The 14,948-nt window shown below is 66.8% G+C and carries 14 protein-coding genes and 1 tRNA gene; 8 read left to right on the forward strand and 7 right to left on the reverse strand.

Features of this window, described 5'->3' with window-relative positions; translation table 11 throughout:
• The 3 genes from alaS to VF992_07995 all read right to left on the reverse strand — a co-directional run bounded on the left by alaS (position 1) and on the right by VF992_07995 (position 4,867).
• Entirely contained in the window at positions 1 to 2,700 is a 2,700-nt protein-coding gene (gene alaS, locus VF992_07985; GenBank protein HEX9341091.1) for an alanine--tRNA ligase, read from the reverse strand.
• Positions 2,701 to 3,022: 322 nt separating this feature from the next.
• The gene (locus VF992_07990) at positions 3,023 to 4,165 is read right to left on the reverse strand and encodes an acyl-CoA dehydrogenase family protein (protein ID HEX9341092.1); all 1,143 of its coding nucleotides are present in this window, start codon (positions 4,163 to 4,165) and stop codon (positions 3,023 to 3,025) included.
• Between the two features lie 120 nt (positions 4,166 to 4,285).
• Positions 4,286 to 4,867, reverse strand: coding sequence for a hypothetical protein (locus tag VF992_07995; GenBank protein HEX9341093.1), 582 nt, complete (start codon positions 4,865 to 4,867; stop codon positions 4,286 to 4,288).
• Positions 4,868 to 4,972: 105 nt separating this feature from the next.
• Here VF992_07995 and VF992_08000 point away from each other — a divergent pair, with 105 nt between their 5' ends.
• The 8 genes from VF992_08000 to meaB are packed head-to-tail and all read left to right on the forward strand — an operon-like array spanning position 4,973 to position 12,052.
• Positions 4,973 to 6,124, forward strand: a complete 1,152-nt coding sequence (locus tag VF992_08000; protein ID HEX9341094.1) for an acetyl-CoA acetyltransferase — start codon at positions 4,973 to 4,975, stop codon at positions 6,122 to 6,124.
• Between the two features lie 11 nt (positions 6,125 to 6,135).
• Complete coding sequence (locus tag VF992_08005; protein HEX9341095.1) at positions 6,136 to 7,284, forward strand: thiolase domain-containing protein; 1,149 nt, start codon at positions 6,136 to 6,138, stop codon at positions 7,282 to 7,284.
• Positions 7,281 to 7,802, forward strand: a complete 522-nt coding sequence (locus VF992_08010) for a Zn-ribbon domain-containing OB-fold protein (protein HEX9341096.1) — start codon at positions 7,281 to 7,283, stop codon at positions 7,800 to 7,802. Before VF992_08005 ends, VF992_08010 begins: the two co-directional genes overlap by 4 nt.
• Positions 7,799 to 8,281 (forward strand): Zn-ribbon domain-containing OB-fold protein, encoded by a 483-nt coding sequence (locus VF992_08015; GenBank protein HEX9341097.1) that lies wholly within the window; start codon positions 7,799 to 7,801, stop codon positions 8,279 to 8,281. Before VF992_08010 ends, VF992_08015 begins: the two co-directional genes overlap by 4 nt.
• Before the next feature lie 50 nt (positions 8,282 to 8,331).
• Positions 8,332 to 8,898: a Rab family GTPase gene (locus VF992_08020; GenBank protein ID HEX9341098.1), complete on the forward strand. Its 567-nt coding sequence runs from the start codon at positions 8,332 to 8,334 to the stop codon at positions 8,896 to 8,898.
• Between the two features lie 50 nt (positions 8,899 to 8,948).
• A complete protein-coding gene (locus tag VF992_08025; protein HEX9341099.1) occupies positions 8,949 to 10,628 on the forward strand; it encodes a methylmalonyl-CoA mutase family protein in 1,680 nt (559 codons plus the stop codon).
• Positions 10,629 to 10,635: 7 nt separating this feature from the next.
• Entirely contained in the window at positions 10,636 to 11,034 is a 399-nt protein-coding gene (locus VF992_08030; GenBank protein HEX9341100.1) for a cobalamin B12-binding domain-containing protein, read from the forward strand.
• Positions 11,027 to 12,052, forward strand: coding sequence for a methylmalonyl Co-A mutase-associated GTPase MeaB (gene meaB, locus VF992_08035; GenBank protein HEX9341101.1), 1,026 nt, complete (start codon positions 11,027 to 11,029; stop codon positions 12,050 to 12,052). Before VF992_08030 ends, meaB begins: the two co-directional genes overlap by 8 nt.
• On the opposite strand, the gene VF992_08040 is transcribed toward meaB, so the two are convergent.
• From VF992_08040 to VF992_08055, 4 genes are all read right to left on the reverse strand, one after another.
• Positions 12,034 to 12,108: transfer RNA gene (locus tag VF992_08040), tRNA-Arg, on the reverse strand. The two genes, meaB and VF992_08040, sit on opposite strands and share 19 nt — an antisense overlap.
• Positions 12,109 to 12,204: 96 nt before the next feature.
• Positions 12,205 to 13,068 (reverse strand): FKBP-type peptidyl-prolyl cis-trans isomerase, encoded by an 864-nt coding sequence (locus VF992_08045; GenBank protein ID HEX9341102.1) that lies wholly within the window; start codon positions 13,066 to 13,068, stop codon positions 12,205 to 12,207.
• A gap of 74 nt (positions 13,069 to 13,142) precedes the next feature.
• Positions 13,143 to 14,057, reverse strand: coding sequence for a transcription initiation factor IIB (locus VF992_08050; GenBank protein ID HEX9341103.1), 915 nt, complete (start codon positions 14,055 to 14,057; stop codon positions 13,143 to 13,145).
• A 152-nt stretch (positions 14,058 to 14,209) separates the two neighbouring features.
• Positions 14,210 to 14,947: a class II glutamine amidotransferase gene (locus VF992_08055; protein HEX9341104.1), complete on the reverse strand. Its 738-nt coding sequence runs from the start codon at positions 14,945 to 14,947 to the stop codon at positions 14,210 to 14,212.
• Position 14,948: the final 1 nt, after the last annotated feature.

Raw genomic sequence — 14,948 nt, forward strand, 5'->3', positions numbered from 1 at the left:
TCATCCGCTCTCGATCCCGAGTCGCTGGCGGACGAGTTCCTCGAGCCGCGCCGCGGCGGCCCTCGCCTGGTCGGCGTTCGGGAAGCTCGCCTGTGCGAAGTCCGGCTTTCCGCCGCCCTTGCCGTGGAAGTCCGGCGCGACGCTCCGGACGAGCTCCGCCGCGTCGATCGGCACCTGCACGCCGCGCGTGAGGACGAGCTTCACGTCGCTCGGCGACGGCGCCCAGTAGATCCCGATCGCCCGCGACTCGGAGGCGGTCGCCTTCGACATCGAGAGCATGAACCCGACCCCTTGTGGGACCTCGGACCGGAGGATCGGCCATGGACCTTTCGCGGTCTCGATTTCCTGTCGCGTCTTCGCGGCCGCCTGCTCGTCCGTCGCCCGCTGGGAGATCTTGCGGTACTCCTTCCACTCGGCCACAATCCGCTCCGCGGCCGGCACGACGCGGTCCCCCGGCACTTCGAGGATCTCCGCGACGCGCGCGAGCTCCTCGGCCTGCTTGCGCACGGCCTCGAGCGCGCCTTTGCCGGCGGCGTACTCCAGGCGGACGACGCCGTCCTGGATCCGGGTTGATCGGAGGATCTTGATCAAGGAGACGTCGCTCGTCCGCGAGACGTGGGTGCCGCCGCATGCCTCGACGTCCCACTTCGGGATCTCGACGACCCGCAGCTCGCCCCCGGGGACGGAGCCACCCTGATAGAGCCGGAAGCCGTACTTCCGCTCCGCGACGTCCCGGGCGAGGAACGTCGCCCGCACCTGGCGCCGCGCGAGGACCTCGTCGTTCGCGAGCGCCTCGATCTTCGTGACTTCCGCGTCGGTCAGGGCGTCGAAGTGGGTGATGTCGAGACGCGCCATGTCAGCGGCCTTGTGCGCGCCCGCCTGCCACACGTGGTTCCCGAGCGCCTTCCGCGCGGCGCCGAGGACGATGTGCGTGGCGGTGTGGTTCCGCATGAGTGCCTCCCGCCGCTCGCCGTCGATCGCGCACGCGACGCGTGCGCCCTTGAGCGCGGACGCGTCGCCGCGGACGAAGTGCAGCACGCTGGCCCCGACCTTCTGGACGTCGTAAACCTCCCGGTCCCCGATTGTCCCGTGGTCCGCCTCCTGGCCGCCGCCTTCCGGGTAGAAGTACGTCTGGTCGAGGACGACCGCCTCGCCTTCGACCGCGAGGACCTTGGCCCGGAAGGCGCGCTTCCGCTTGTCCTCGTAGACGCGGAGCTTCGTCGGGGGGAGCGCCTTGGAGACCGTGACCTTCTTCGTCGCCTCGGCGGCCGCGGGCCGTTCGTGGCGGGCGGCGACCCGCGAGTAGAAGTCGTCCGGCACCTCGACGGGGGCGTCCGCGAATTCCCGGACGACGTCCGGGTTCAGTCCGTGGCTATCGTAGAGCTGGATCAACGTGTCGACGTCGAAGGCCTTCCCGGCGGCCTTCAGGTCCGCCGCGATCTTGCCGACCGTGGCACGGCCCTTTTCGAGCGTCTCACGATACCGGGCCTCCTCGACCTTCAGGAGTTTCAGGATGTCGCCTTTGTTGAAGAAGAACTCCGGGTAGTCCTCCCGCATCTGGTCGATCATGAACGAGACGGTGTCCGCGAGGCTGTACGTGATGTTGAGGTCCTTCAGCGCTCGCAGCCCGCGGCGCACGAGGAGGCGGGCGAAGTACCCCTCCCGGCTGTTCGACGGCACGACGCCGTCGCCGAGGAGGAAGATCAGGGCGCGCGCGTGGTCGCACACCGTGTACAGTGCTTCGAGGGGCGAGACCTGGGCGACGAGCTCGTCGACCGAGAGGCCGACCCGTTCTGCGGTCTGCCGGCGGATCTCGCGGATGTCCGCGAGGCTCTCGACCTTCAGCAGGCCCGCGACCTTCGAGTACTCCCGCAGCACGCGGTCGTCCACGCGCTTCGCCCCGGTCGCGCGCTTCAGGTATGCGAGCGCGTCGCCGAAGACGGCCTCGTACGCCGACGTCGTGCCTTGGGAGAGCCACGTGAGCCGCTCGAGGCCGTAGCCCGTGTCGACGACTTGCGTGTCCATTGGCACTCGATGCCCGTTCACCTCGCGGTTCATCATGAACACGAGCGTCGCGGCTTCCGCGCCGCCGAAGACGACCTCGAAGCACGGCCCGCTGTTCCCGCCGCCCTCCCACCACGACTCCTTGTACCGGACGACATCGGGCTTGAGGCCGAGCCGATCCGTGAGGAAGCCGTGGCACAGTTCGACAGTGTGATCCTTGAAGTACAGGAACTTCCCCGGAAAGTTGAACGCGTGGTGGGCCATCATCTCGAACATCGTGAAGTGCTGCCCCGTCTTCCCGACGTTGTCGACATCGAGGAAGCGGACGCACGGCTGCGAGAGTGTGAGCGGGTTCGCAGGCGGGCTCGCCTCGCCGCTGATCACCCACGGCTGGAACGGGTAGACGCTCGCCTGCACGAAGAAGACGTCGTCGCGCCAACGGGCGACAATCGGGTAGCGCTTCACGCGAGTGTGGCCGTTCTGCTCCAGGTAGGAAAGGAAGTCCTCCCGCATCGCGCGGTAGGTGAGCTTCTTGGCGAACGGAGGATTCCCGATGAAGTCGTACTCCTGGCACGGGGCCTCGCCACACGTCTCGTGCTGACCGATCGCCCAGAAGGCCTTCCCGCACTTCGCGCACGTCTGGCGAGTGAATCCCTGCTTGCGGAACAGCTCGACCTCGTATTCACTCTCGGGCATTCCCGGCTGGATGAACGCGCTCGATATAAAGATGTATCAAGAGTGACCGCGCCTGCACCTCCAGGTGCCGTCCGGAGGCCAGAGGCGGCGTTTTGTAGGATTCTTCAAAACGGTCACTCGACCCGAACGTCGAGATGGCCGTACGCCACACTCTTAGCCTTGTAGACGTTTTCAAAGCCGCGCGGAGCGTGGAGACGGTTTTGCAAGGTCCTTCAAAACAGATTCGTGGCCCGACTGGGGCGATCGCCTGATTTCGAAATATCCTACAAAAAGGGCAGGCCGCGTTTCGCATTTTTGAAGGACTCTACAAAAGGGACTCAAGTCACTCTCGTATCAATTCGCGAGCAATGACCATCCGCTGGATCTCACTCGTGCCTTCTCCGATTTCTGTGAGTTTCGCGTCACGCAACATCCGTTCTACGGGATAGTCGGCGATGTAACCGTATCCGCCGTGGATCTGCACCGCCCGGTTCGTCACGAACGACGACATCTCGCTCGCGTAGAGCTTGGCCATCGCGGCCTCCTTCTTGAATGACTTTCCCTGGTCTTTCAGCCAAGCCGCGCGCCGTACCAACGCCCGCGCCGCATCGATCCTCGTCGCCATGTCGGCGAGCATGAACTGAATCGCCTGATGCTCCGCAATCGGTTTGTCGAACTGAATCCGTTCCCTCGCATACTTCACGGACTCCTCGAACGCGCCTTGCGAAATCCCGACCGCCATCGAGCCGATTCCGATCCGGCCGCCATCGAGGATCTTCAGCGCGTTCGCGAAGCCTCCCGCCTCGGGTCCCAGGAGCGCGTCCTTGGGGACCTTGCACTCCGTGAGGATGACCTGCGACGTGGCGCTGCCGCGCACCCCGAGCTTCTCTTCGACCTTCCCGATCGAGAGGCCGCGGTTGCCTCGCTCGACGATGAAGGCGCTGATCCCTCGGTTCCCCTTGGTCGTATCCGTAACGGCGTGGATGACGAACGTCCCCGCGACCGGGGCGTTCGTGCAGAAAGTCTTCGTGCCGTTCAAGACCCAACCGTCCTTCGTCCGGATGGCCGTGGACCGCATCGCGGCAGCGTCCGATCCGCTTGTTGGTTCCGTGAGGGCCCACGCCCCGACCTTGCGGCCGCTGGCGAGGTCCGGGATGTACCTTCGCTTCTGCTCCTCCGTCCCCGCGAGCCAGATCGTCCCGGTGCACAGCGAGTTGTGGGCCGCCATGATGAGCGCGTGCGATCCGCACACGCGCGCGACCTCCTCGATTCCGATCGCAAGCGCGACGGCATCGAGGCCCGCACCTTCGTACTCCTGGGGGATCGCCACGCCAAGGAGCCCGAGGCCGGCCATCTTCGCGACGGTATCCTTCGGGAACTCGCCGGTCTTGTCGACGCGTGCCGCAATCGGACGGATTTCATTCTCGGCGAAATCGTGGACCGTTTGGCGGATCATCTCGTGTTCGGGCTTCAGCTCGAAGTCCATGGGACGCCCATGAGGCCTAAACCCAAACGTGCCTTTAGGGCTTCGCTCCCATCGTAGCCGTCGTCTTTGGTAGGATCCTACAAAAGGGCTCGTTGGGCCGACGCGATTTTGTAAGGTTCTTCAGAATCCACCTTCAGCGCCCGAGGCTTGCGGCGGCCTCCGCCGCTTGTCCCCAAGGTCTCCCAAGACCCCGCGACTCTCGTCCAACACGTCCATCAAGGCGTCGCGCTCTCGCGTCACGTACTCGATGATCTCCGGATACCGTCCGTCCCGGTACATCTTCGGGACGCGGGCGCCGCTCTCCTTGTCCGCGTACCGATGGAGGCTCGATCCCTCGAACGAGCCGCGGTTGAGCAGGACGAGCACGGAGGAGAGGTCGAAGTACGGCTTCGTGAACCAGTAGTACTTGAGCTTCCCGATGTCCCAGTCGACCAGCTTCCATTTGGTCGCCCGCTCGATCAGGAACGTCAGGTCGAACCGAAGGCGGTTCCCCACCGGCACGAAGTCCCACGTCGGCTCGAGGACGCCCTTTTCGAGGACCGTCTGGATCGCCTGCCTCTCCCCCCACTCCCACTCCGCGACGACCTGGAAGGTCCCCTTCGGCGTGAGTTCGTCGGTGAGCGGCTGGTACTGCACCGTGATGATGCGGTCCTGCTGCGGGCCGTCCCCCGTCGTTTCCGTATCGAAGTAGTATAGCGGCACGCGGAGCCTTCGGATTGCACGAAGGCCTCTGACGGGCCTTAAGTCCTTCCACCGCTCGCGCCGTGCGACAGTCTTTTCTCCGCATCCTGCGTTGCCGCGCCGGACATGCGAGTCGGGATCATCGGCGTCGGCATGACCGCCTTCCGGCCGTCGACGCCGGACGTCAGCTGGAAGGAGCTCATGTTCGAGGCCGCGTCCCGCGCGTACGCCGACGCGGGCGTGGACCCGCGGGCCGACGTCGGCTCGTTCGTCACGTGCGCCGAAGACTACTACGAGGGATTCGGGATCTTCGACGAGTTCGTGCCGGACCAGCTCGGAGCCGTGCTCCGGCCGACGTGCACCGTGTCGGGCGACGGATTGCAGGGCCTCGCGAACGCCTTCATGCAGATCCACACGGGCCTGATCGACGTCGCCGTCGTCGAGGCGCACAGCAAGATCTCGGACGTCCTGACGCCGCTCGGCATCGTCGAACACGGCCTCGACCCGATCTGGAACAAGCCGCTCGGATTCCATCCGTACGTCGTCGCGGGGCTCGAGGCGGACGCCTACCTGCGTGCGACCCGCACCCCGACGAAGGCGCTCGCCGCGGTCGTCTCGAAGAACCGGCGGAACGCGTTGCACAATCCGATCGCGGCGTACGGCGCGGCGGTGGACCCGGATCACGTGACGTCGTCGGAACCGCGGTTCGAGCCGCTGCGGTCGCTCGACATCAGCGGGCCCGCGGACGGCGCCGTCGTCCTCGTCCTCGCGTCGGACCGCGCGGCGCGCCGCCTCCACGCGACTCCCGTCTGGATCCGCGGCGTCGGCTGGGCGAGCGACTCGCCCAGCCTCGAGACGAGGGACTGGGCCTCCGCGACGTACGCGCGCCTGGCGGCCGCGATGGCGTACCGGCTCGCGAAGGTCCGTCGGCCGGCGACGGAGGTCGATTTCGCCGAGGTGGACGACCGCTTCTCGTACAAGGAATTGCAGCACCTCGAGGCGCTCGGCCTCGCAAAGCCCGGCGAGGCGGGCCGGGAGGCGCTCCGCGGCGCATACGCGGCGGACGGCCGGCGGCCGGTCAACGTGTCCGGCGGCTCGCTCGGCTGCGGCAACGTCTTCGAGGCGACGGGCCTGCATCGCGCGGCGGAGGCGACGCTCCAGCTCCGGGGCGACGCCGGCTCCCGCCAGATCGACGGGGCGAAGATCGGTGTCGCGCAGTCGTGGCGGTTCATTCCGAGCGCGACCGGTGCGGTCGCGGTCCTGGGGGCGGGAGCCTGAGGAAAGTCGGCGTGATCGGCGCGGGCATGACGATCTTCCGACGGCGTCTCCAGGAGACCGGGAAGGAGATGTGCTTCGAGGCCACGCGGATGGCGCTGGATTCCGCCGGCCTCTCGATTGGCGACGTCGAGATGGTGGTGAACGGCACCGCTCCGGACGCCTTCGACGGCGTCCACATGAAGGGCGAGTACCTCCTCGACGGCTGCGGCGGGTACCGCAGGCCGTACACCCGCGTCTTCACGGGCGGCGGGACCGGCGTCTTCAGCACGATCGCGGGCTGGTGGCACGTGGCCTCCGGCCTCGCGGACGTCGTTCTGGTCGTGAACGAGGAGAAGATGTCGTCCTGCCAGCCGCATCCGCAGTCGGTCTTCGCGCACATCTGGGATCCGATCCTGGACCGCCCGCTGAAGCCCAACCTGGTATGGATCTTCGCGATGGAGATGAACCGCTACATGACGGTCTACGGGATCAAGAAGGAGGACATCGCCCGCGTGGCGGTCAAGAACAAGCGGAACGCGGTCGGCCATCCGTGCGCCCAGCTCGCGGACCCGAACATCACGGTCGACGACGTCCTGAAGAGCGAGGTCATGGCGTGGCCCGTCCAGCGGCTCGACATCAGCCCTCCCAGCGACGGCGCGTCCGCCGTGGTGCTCGCGTCGGACGACTTCATCCGCCGACGGCGGATCAAGGACCGCGCGTGGATCTCCGGCGTCGGGTGGTGCATCGACTCGACGATGTGGACGGATCGGGACCTCGTCTTCCCGGAGTACGTCGCGCGCGCCGCGAAGATGGCATATCAGATGGCGAAGATCCGCGACCCCCGTCGGGAGATCGACTTCGCGGAGCCCTACGACCCGTTCGACTACAAGGAGCTGCACCACCTCGAAGGATTGATGCTCGCGAAGAAGGGCGAGGCGCCGAAGCTCACGCGAGAGGGCGTGACGGAGCGCGACGGTGCGATGCCCGTGTGCCCATCCGGCGGCCTCATGGGCGTCGGGAATCCGATCGCGGCGACGATGGGCATGAAGGTCGGCGAGCTGTTCTGGCAGCTCACGGGCCAGGCGGGCAAGCGGCAAATCCCGCACGAGGTCCGCACCGGGGTGTCGCAGGCCTGGGGCGACCTGATGCAGTACGGCTGCGTGGTGGTGATGCGGGCATGACCGCGCGCGTCGCGAAGTGGCCCGGGGTCGAGCTGAGCGCCGCCGACCTCCTCGAGGGCAAGGTCACGCAGACGCGCTTCCGGCCCGAGGCCAAGTACGCATGGTCCGCGGGTGAGGCGATCTCCCGGTTCCTCGAAGAGCTGCAAGCCGGACGGCTGATTGCGCGGACCTGCCATCGCTGCGAACGAGTCCTGTTCCCGCCGCGGATGTTCTGCGAGGAATGCTTCCGGCCGACGGATGCGTGGACGTATATCCGCGATACGGGCACGATCGAGACGTACTCGGTGTCGTACCTCGATACGGACGCGAAGCGAATCTCGGAACCCATCCTCGTCGGCGTCGTGAGCCTCGACGGCGCCTCCCCGAAGATGGGGATGATGCACTACTTCGGCGAGATGACGAAGGACGAGATCCGAATCGGGATGCGGGTGAAGGCGGCCTGGCGGCCGGCCGCGGAGCGGAAGGGGAGCGTCCTCGACATCCGCTACTTCCGGCCGCTGCGGGAGGGGGAGGGATGACGTTCCTCGAGCGAACGACGGACGCCCGGCGGTACCGGGCGTGGGAGGGGAACATGGAGGCCGACTACATCTACACGTCCGGCGTCGCGGGGGAGCGGTTCTTCGTCGCGCTTCGGGACGAAGGCCGTCTCCTTGCCACTCGGTGCACCGCGTGCGGCCTCGACTACCTCCCGCCGCGAATCTTCTGCGAAGTGTGCTTCGCCGAGCTCACGGAGTCCGTCCCCGTCCCGCCCGAGGGCCGGATCGCGTCCGTCACCGTCGCCCACCAGGACCGCACGGGGGCCCTCGCATCGCCCCCGCAGGTCTGGGTGTTCGTCACGTTCAAAGGGGTCCGAGGCGGCCTCCTCCACCGCTTCCTGGGGGCTCCGGACGCCCCCCGGCCGGGGACACGCGTCCGCGTCCGGCTCCGACCGCGGGAGGCGCGGACCGGGACGATCGCGGACATCGAGGGGTTCGAGCCCGCCCGTTACGCAAAATGAAAACCAGCCCGACGGCTTGATAACCCCCCTCTTGGCTATTGACGGCCGTGATGCTGCGCAAACCCACGATGGACCCGGAGTCGAAGACCTACAAGTTCAAGATCTGCCTTGTGGGGGAAGAGGGCGTCGGCAAGACGAGCCTCATCCATCGTTTCGTGTCCGGTGCGTTCGACGAGTCGTACATCCGCACACTCGGGGCCGTCGTCTCGAAGAAGACCGTCGCCCTGGGATCGATGCACGGTCGGCCGGTCCAGGTCGACATGATGATCCTCGACATTATGGGCAAGCGGACGTTCTTGCAGCTGTTCAAGGAAGCGTACTTCCACGGCGCGAAGGGCGTCCTCGCGGTGTTCGACATGACCCGCGCCGCCTCGTTGCGCGACCTGACGAAGTGGATCGACGGCGTGCGGGACTCCGTCGGCCCGATCCCGGTGTACGCGCTCGGCAACAAGACCGACCTGACGCAACGCCGCGAGGCGACGCCGGAGGAAGCCTCGTCGATCCTGCGGTCGTACGAGTGCCCGATCCTGTACACGTCCGCGAAGACGGGCGACAACGTCGAGCAGGCGTTCCAAGGCCTCGCGAAGACGATCGTCGAGTCGAGCGTCACCGAGTAACGCCGCAACCATCTTATACGCACCGGCGTTTGAAACCGCCCGAGGGTTTCATGCGGGACGCCGACGAGCGCCGCTCGCTCGAGAAGGAACGGAAGCGGTGGGAGGAGACGACGCTCAAGGACGCCCTGAAGGCCCTCCCCGAGCGCCGCAAGGAGTTCCTGACGACGTCAAGCCGCGCCGTCAAGCGGCTGTACACGCCCCTCGATGTGGCCGACAAGCCGTCGGCGGAGCGCCTCGGCGCGGCCGGCGAATTCCCCTTCACCCGCGGCATCCATCCCACGATGTACCGCGGCCGCCTCTGGACGATGCGGATGTTCGCCGGCTACGGGAGCGCAGAAGACACGAACGAGCGGTTCAAGTACCTCATCGCCCACGGCGAGACGGGCCTGAGCGTCGCCTTCGACATGCCGACGCTGTACGGATACGACACGGACGACGACGAGGCGAAAGGCGAGTTCGGCACGTGCGGCGTGGCGGTCTCGTCCCGCGAGGACATGAAGATCCTGTTCAACGGGATCGACGTTGGCGGCGTGAGCACGTCGATGACGATCAACTCGCCCGCGAGCGTGATCTGGGCGATGTACCTCGCGATGGCCGAGGAACGCGGGGTCTCTTGGTCCGGGCTCCGGGGCACGATCCAGAACGACATCCTGAAGGAGTACCAGGCGCAGAAGGAGTGGATCTTCCCGCCCGAGCCGTCGATGCGCCTCGTCGTCGACACGTTCGAGTTCGGTTCGGCCTCGGTGCCGCAGTGGAACACGATCTCGATCAGCGGCTACCACATCCGCGAGGCCGGCGCGACGGCGGCGCAGGAGCTCGCCTTCACCCTCGCGAACGGCATGGAATACGTCCGGTGGGGGATCGACCGCGGCCTCGCCGTCGACAACTTCGCCCCCCGGCTGTCGTTCTTCTTCAACGCGCACAACGACCTCTTCGAGGAGCTCGCGAAGTACCGGGCCGCCCGGCGGATCTGGGCGCGGGAGATGCGCGACACCTTCGGCGCGAAGAGTCCACGCTCCTGGCTGTTGCGCTTCCACGCGCAGACGGCCGGGGTGAGCCTGACGGCCCAGCAGCCGGAGGTCAACATCGTCCGCACGACGGTGCAGGCGCTCGCCGCCGTCCTCGGCGGCACGCAGTCGCTGCACACGAACGCGTACGACGAGGCGTACCAGGTGCCGAACGAGAAGGCGGCGCGGATCGCCCTCCGGACGCAGCAGATTCTCGCGCACGAGAGCGGCGTCGCCAACACGGTCGACCCGCTCGGCGGCTCGTACTTCCTCGAGGCGCTGACGGACGAACTCGAGGAGGACGCGTACCGCTACTTCGACCGCATCGCCGGCCTGGGCGGCGTGATCCCGGCGATCCGGAAGGGGTTCTTCCAGCAGGAGATCGCGAACTCCGCGTACCGCTACCAGCGGGAGATCGAGGACCGCGAACGGATCATCGTCGGCGTCAACGACTTCGTCGTCGACGAGCAGTCCGAGGTCGAGCCACTCCGCGTCTCCGAGGCGTCGTTCCGGGGACAGCTCGAGCGGCTCCGCCGGATCCGCCGCGTTCGGGACGCGAAGAAGTACTCCCGCGCGATGGAGCGGCTTCGGACCGGGTGTGAAGGCGACGACAATACGATGCCGCTCATCCTCGACGCGGTGCGCGCGAAGGCGACGCTCGGCGAGATCTGCGACGTGATGCGCGAGGTCTTCGGCGTCTGGGAGGAGCCGCTGCTCTACTGAGGACCCCATGCCGAAGAAGATCCGCGTGCTCATCGCGAAGCCTGGCCTGGACGGCCACGACCGCGGGGCGAAGGTCGTCGCGCGGGCGTTGCGCGACGCGGGGATGGAGGTCATCTATACGGGGCTGCGGCAGACGCCGGAGGACATCGTCGAGGCCGCGATCCAGGAGGACGTCGACGCGATCGGGCTGTCGTCCCTGAGCGGCGCGCACATGACGCTCTTCCCGGCCGTTGTCCGGCTGCTCAAGAAGCGGAAGGCGGGCGACATCATCGTGGTGGCCGGAGGGATCATCCCGGAGGAAGACGTTCCGAAGCTCAAGAAGGCGGGCATCCGGATGGTGTTCGGTCCGGGGACGACGCTCGGCGACATCGTCGCGTTCTTCGAGAAGGCGGGCAAAGATGCGTGAGCGGGTGTCCCGCAAGAAGCCGTCCGTCCGACGATCGCGGGATTCCGTCCGCGGGCTCGTCGAGGCCCTCCTCCGCGGAGATAAGCGGGCGGCGGGAAAGGTCATCTCGCTCATCGAGGACGACGAACCGGAGGCCGTCGAGGCCGTCGCCCGGATATTCCCGCACACGGGCCGCGCCCACGTCGTCGGGTTCACGGGACCGCCCGGAGCGGGAAAGAGTTCCCTCATCAACCGCCTGGTCCGCACGTTCCGCGGGAAGGACAAGAAGGTCGGCGTCGTCGCGGTCGATCCGACGTCCCCATATTCGGGCGGCGCGGTGCTAGGCGACCGCATCCGCATGGCGGACACGGGCGTCGATCCGGGGGTCTTCATCCGCTCCATGGCGACGCGCGGGCACGCGGGCGGACTGGCCCTCGCCACGTTCGACGCGGTGCGGGTCCTCGACGCGCTCGGCATGGACGTCGTGTTCGTCGAGACGGTCGGCGCGGGGCAGAGCGAGGTAGAGATCGCGACGCGCGCGCACACGACAGTCGTCGTCGAGATGCCCCTGACCGGGGACGTGGTCCAGACGATGAAAGCAGGCATCCTGGAGATCGGCGACGTCTACGTCGTGAACAAGGTGGATCTGGGCAACGACGACGTCCTCGTGGCGAACCTGACGTTTCAGCTGCAAGCCCGAGACGGCTGGACCCCGCCGATCGTTCGGACGATCGCGACGGACGGCCGCGGAGTCGACGAGCTCGCCGACGCCCTAGTGCGCCATGCGGAGTTCCTCGACCGAACGGGCCTCCGACGAAAGCGGGAAGTGGCGCGGGCCCGGCTCGAAATCCTGGAGAACGCACAGCGATCGCTCGCGCGTCGGGTCGAGGACACGTCCCGGTTGGGCGTAGCGTTCGATAGGCTCGCGCAGGAGGTCGCCGATCGCCGGATGGACCCGCACACCGCGGCCCTGAATCTCCTGGAGCGCCGAAACAAGAGGGCCCGCAAGAGTTCCGGAGACGCTCGGGGTGGGATTTGAACCCACGATCTGCGACTTAGGAGGTCGCTGCCTTGTCCGTGCTGGGCCACCCGAGCGCTGCGACGAGGCCTTGGCCCGCCATTAAAATTTCGGCCTCGATGAACCGATGCGGCCCAGCGTGCGACGCAGACCGCGTTTTTTGGCTCAGAGGATCAGAGTTCCTCGGGCGCCTTCTCCGACGACCGCGGTTCCTCTTCCTTCGGGGTCTCGGCGGGCTTCTTCGCCTTCGTGGCCGTCGCCTTCTTCCTCGGCTTCTTCGGAGGCGGGCCCTCCGGGGGCTTCGCCTTCGATTCCTCGGGCGCCGCCTCGGCGGCCTTCGGCTCCTTCTTCTCGTACTCTTCGAGGAACCGAATCGTCTTGAGCTCGGATAGCTCGCGGAGGTCCGCGACGACGCGGAACTTCGATACGAACCACTTCTCGTCCGTCTTGCACACGTCCGGCAGCTGGATCTCGGCGGTGCCGTCCTTCAGTTGGATCTTGAACTGATCGCCGAGTCCGTAGTCCATGTCGAGGATGGCCCGCATTCGTTCCTCAGGGGTCTTCGCCTTACGCGTCACGCGGAAGGCGTACTTCAGCGTCTTGCCGGCGAGCGGGTTGTTGAAGTCCACCCGGACGCGGCCCGCGCTGACGGCCGTGACGACTCCGTGCTTGCCCTTGATGGAGACCTCCATCCCGACCTCCGGGTTGATCTCCTGGCGGAGGAACTCCCGTTCCGTCCGAAGCTCGACGAGCCTCGGATCCCGCGCGCCCGCGCCTTTCTCCGGAGGAATCACGACCTCCTTCGGTTCGCCGAGGGTCGCCCGGAGGAGCGCCTCCTCGAGACCCTCGAAGAGCCGGCCGCGGCCGACGACGACGGGGGCTTCCATGTAAACCTTCTTCTCGTCGAACTTGCCCTCCTTCTTCGCGACCTCGTCGTGGGTCGTGTCGAAGAGGGTCTGGGTCCCGGTCGGGTTGATCGTCCAGGCGTCATACTCGAGCCAGACGATGTCCCCTTTCTCGATCGATTCGGAAACCAACCGCCCACCGCAGGTTTGGTTCGGAAGGGACCCGCTCGCTTAAACCTTGCGGGGCGCGGAGGCGATGCCGGGGCTCACTTGTTCATTCCGATGGCCACAGAGATCCGCTTGTACCGATTCCGGATCGTGACTTCCGTCACGCCGGCGACCTCGGCGACTTCCTTCTGCGTGCACGGTTTGTTCGACAAGATGGCCGCGATGTAGATCGTCGCGGCGGCGACGCCGCTCGGCGCGACGCCCGACGCCAACTCGTCTTTCTCGACCTTGTCCAGGATCTCCTTCGCCTTCCGCTGGACGTCCATCTCCAGGTTCAGCCGATTGCAGAACCGCGCGATGTAGTCCCGAGGGCTCTGCGGGAGCAGCTTCAGGCCGAGTTCCCGGACGAGCGTCCGGTACGTGCGGCCGATTGACTTGCGGTTGACGCTCGACTTCGAGGCGATCTCGTCGAGGGTCCGCGGCACGCCGCACTGGCGGCACGAGGCGTACAAGGTCGCCGCGACGACCTCGTCGATCGAGCGCCCGCGGACGAGGTTCTTCGTCGACGCCCGCCGGTATAGGACCGCGGCGCTCTCGCGGACGTGACGCGGGAGGCCCAGCTTCGACGCCATCGTGTTGATTTCCGTCAGGCCTTGGGCGAGGGACCGCTCCCCGCTCTTCGACGTGCGGATGCGGTGCTGCCACTTCCGCAGCCGGTAGATCTGGGCTCGGGACTTGTGCGGGATCTGGCGCCCGTAGGCGTCCTTGTTCCGCCACCCGATCGATGTCGAAAGGCCCTTGTCGTGGGCCATGATCGTGCCCGGCGGCCCGGCCCGCTCGCGGGACTCCCGCTGTTCGGAATCGAAGGCCCGCCATTCCGGGCCCTCGTCGATGATCATGTCGTCCAGCACAAGCCCACAGTCCTCGCAGACGATCTCCGCCCGCCCATAGTCCCGGACCAGGTGCTCCCCGTGGCACTCCGGACACTGGGTCGTAATCTCTACTTCCCGCACGCCAACAGTCCTCCCCCACGGAGAATAGTACAAACCCTACGAGACAGGAATTATATAACCCTTGCCCACGGGGAGGCTCGGCTTCGACGGTTGGAGAACTGGAAAATTCTCTCGGGATGAGTCACGCAGGCGGGCCCGGGCCTCGCGGGGATCTACGGCCGGAATTCGATTGATTCGCCGTTGCGCAACATGCGCCACCGGCCGGGCAACGTCGGGAGGACCTCCGAACACACCACCCGCATCTCCTCCGTGCCGGTCTCGTGCAGCGTGTAGTACGGTACGCACGTCCGGGCGTCGCGGTGGGCGATCAGCCTCTCGCCATCGAGGAGGAGGAACGTGTACGACTCGACCTTCCGGGGGAAGCGCTCGTCGATGCTCGCCTTCGCCTTCGCGATCGCCTGCTTCACCTCCGGGAGCGGACGGCTCTCTGGGCCCAGCGATTCGACGAACCGGTCGAAGATGAACTGCGAGTCGATCTGCCCGTCCTGCACCCCGAACTCCGCAATCTCGCCGTTGTGCGCGAAGAACACGGTCCGGCCGTCGACCTCGCGGCGGAACGGGTGGCAGTAGCGCTCCTGGATCGTGTCCCGCTTCGACGCGTACCTGAGGTGGGCCACGAGGACGAGCGGCGGGCTGCACGTCCGGATCATCTGGCGGATCGCGTCCTCGTACTTCGGATCCGCCGTCGCCTTCGCAGCGCTCCGCGCGTAGAATTCGCCCTCCTGGGCTACGCAAGCGATCCCCCAGCCGTCCGGGTGGCCGGACTTCGGGTTGGGCTGCGGACATCCGAAATCCCGGAAGTTCCGGCCCGTGTCGGCGAGCTGCCGGAACGCGAGGAGCGTGTCCGCCGGCACGGGCTTCCGGCTCACGACCGCGAGCATCCGGCACATC

The sequence above is a fragment of the Thermoplasmata archaeon genome (genome assembly GCA_036395115.1).
Classification (GTDB): domain Archaea; phylum Thermoplasmatota; class Thermoplasmata; order RBG-16-68-12; family RBG-16-68-12; genus RBG-16-68-12.

What these genes read in the sequence shown, in the direction of transcription:
- alaS (HEX9341091.1), bottom strand. Translation starts at nt 2,700, where the DNA reads ATGCCCGAGAGTGAATACGAGGTCGAGCTGTTCCGCAAGCAGGGATTC.
- VF992_07990 (HEX9341092.1), bottom strand. Translation starts at nt 4,165, where the DNA reads ATGGACTTCGAGCTGAAGCCCGAACACGAGATGATCCGCCAAACGGTC.
- VF992_08000 (HEX9341094.1), top strand. Translation starts at nt 4,973, where the DNA reads ATGCGAGTCGGGATCATCGGCGTCGGCATGACCGCCTTCCGGCCGTCG.
- VF992_08010 (HEX9341096.1), top strand. Translation starts at nt 7,281, where the DNA reads ATGACCGCGCGCGTCGCGAAGTGGCCCGGGGTCGAGCTGAGCGCCGCC.
- VF992_08015 (HEX9341097.1), top strand. Translation starts at nt 7,799, where the DNA reads ATGACGTTCCTCGAGCGAACGACGGACGCCCGGCGGTACCGGGCGTGG.
- VF992_08020 (HEX9341098.1), top strand. Translation starts at nt 8,332, where the DNA reads ATGCTGCGCAAACCCACGATGGACCCGGAGTCGAAGACCTACAAGTTC.
- VF992_08025 (HEX9341099.1), top strand. Translation starts at nt 8,949, where the DNA reads ATGCGGGACGCCGACGAGCGCCGCTCGCTCGAGAAGGAACGGAAGCGG.
- VF992_08030 (HEX9341100.1), top strand. Translation starts at nt 10,636, where the DNA reads ATGCCGAAGAAGATCCGCGTGCTCATCGCGAAGCCTGGCCTGGACGGC.
- meaB (HEX9341101.1), top strand. Translation starts at nt 11,027, where the DNA reads ATGCGTGAGCGGGTGTCCCGCAAGAAGCCGTCCGTCCGACGATCGCGG.
- VF992_08055 (HEX9341104.1), bottom strand. Translation starts at nt 14,947, where the DNA reads ATGTGCCGGATGCTCGCGGTCGTGAGCCGGAAGCCCGTGCCGGCGGAC.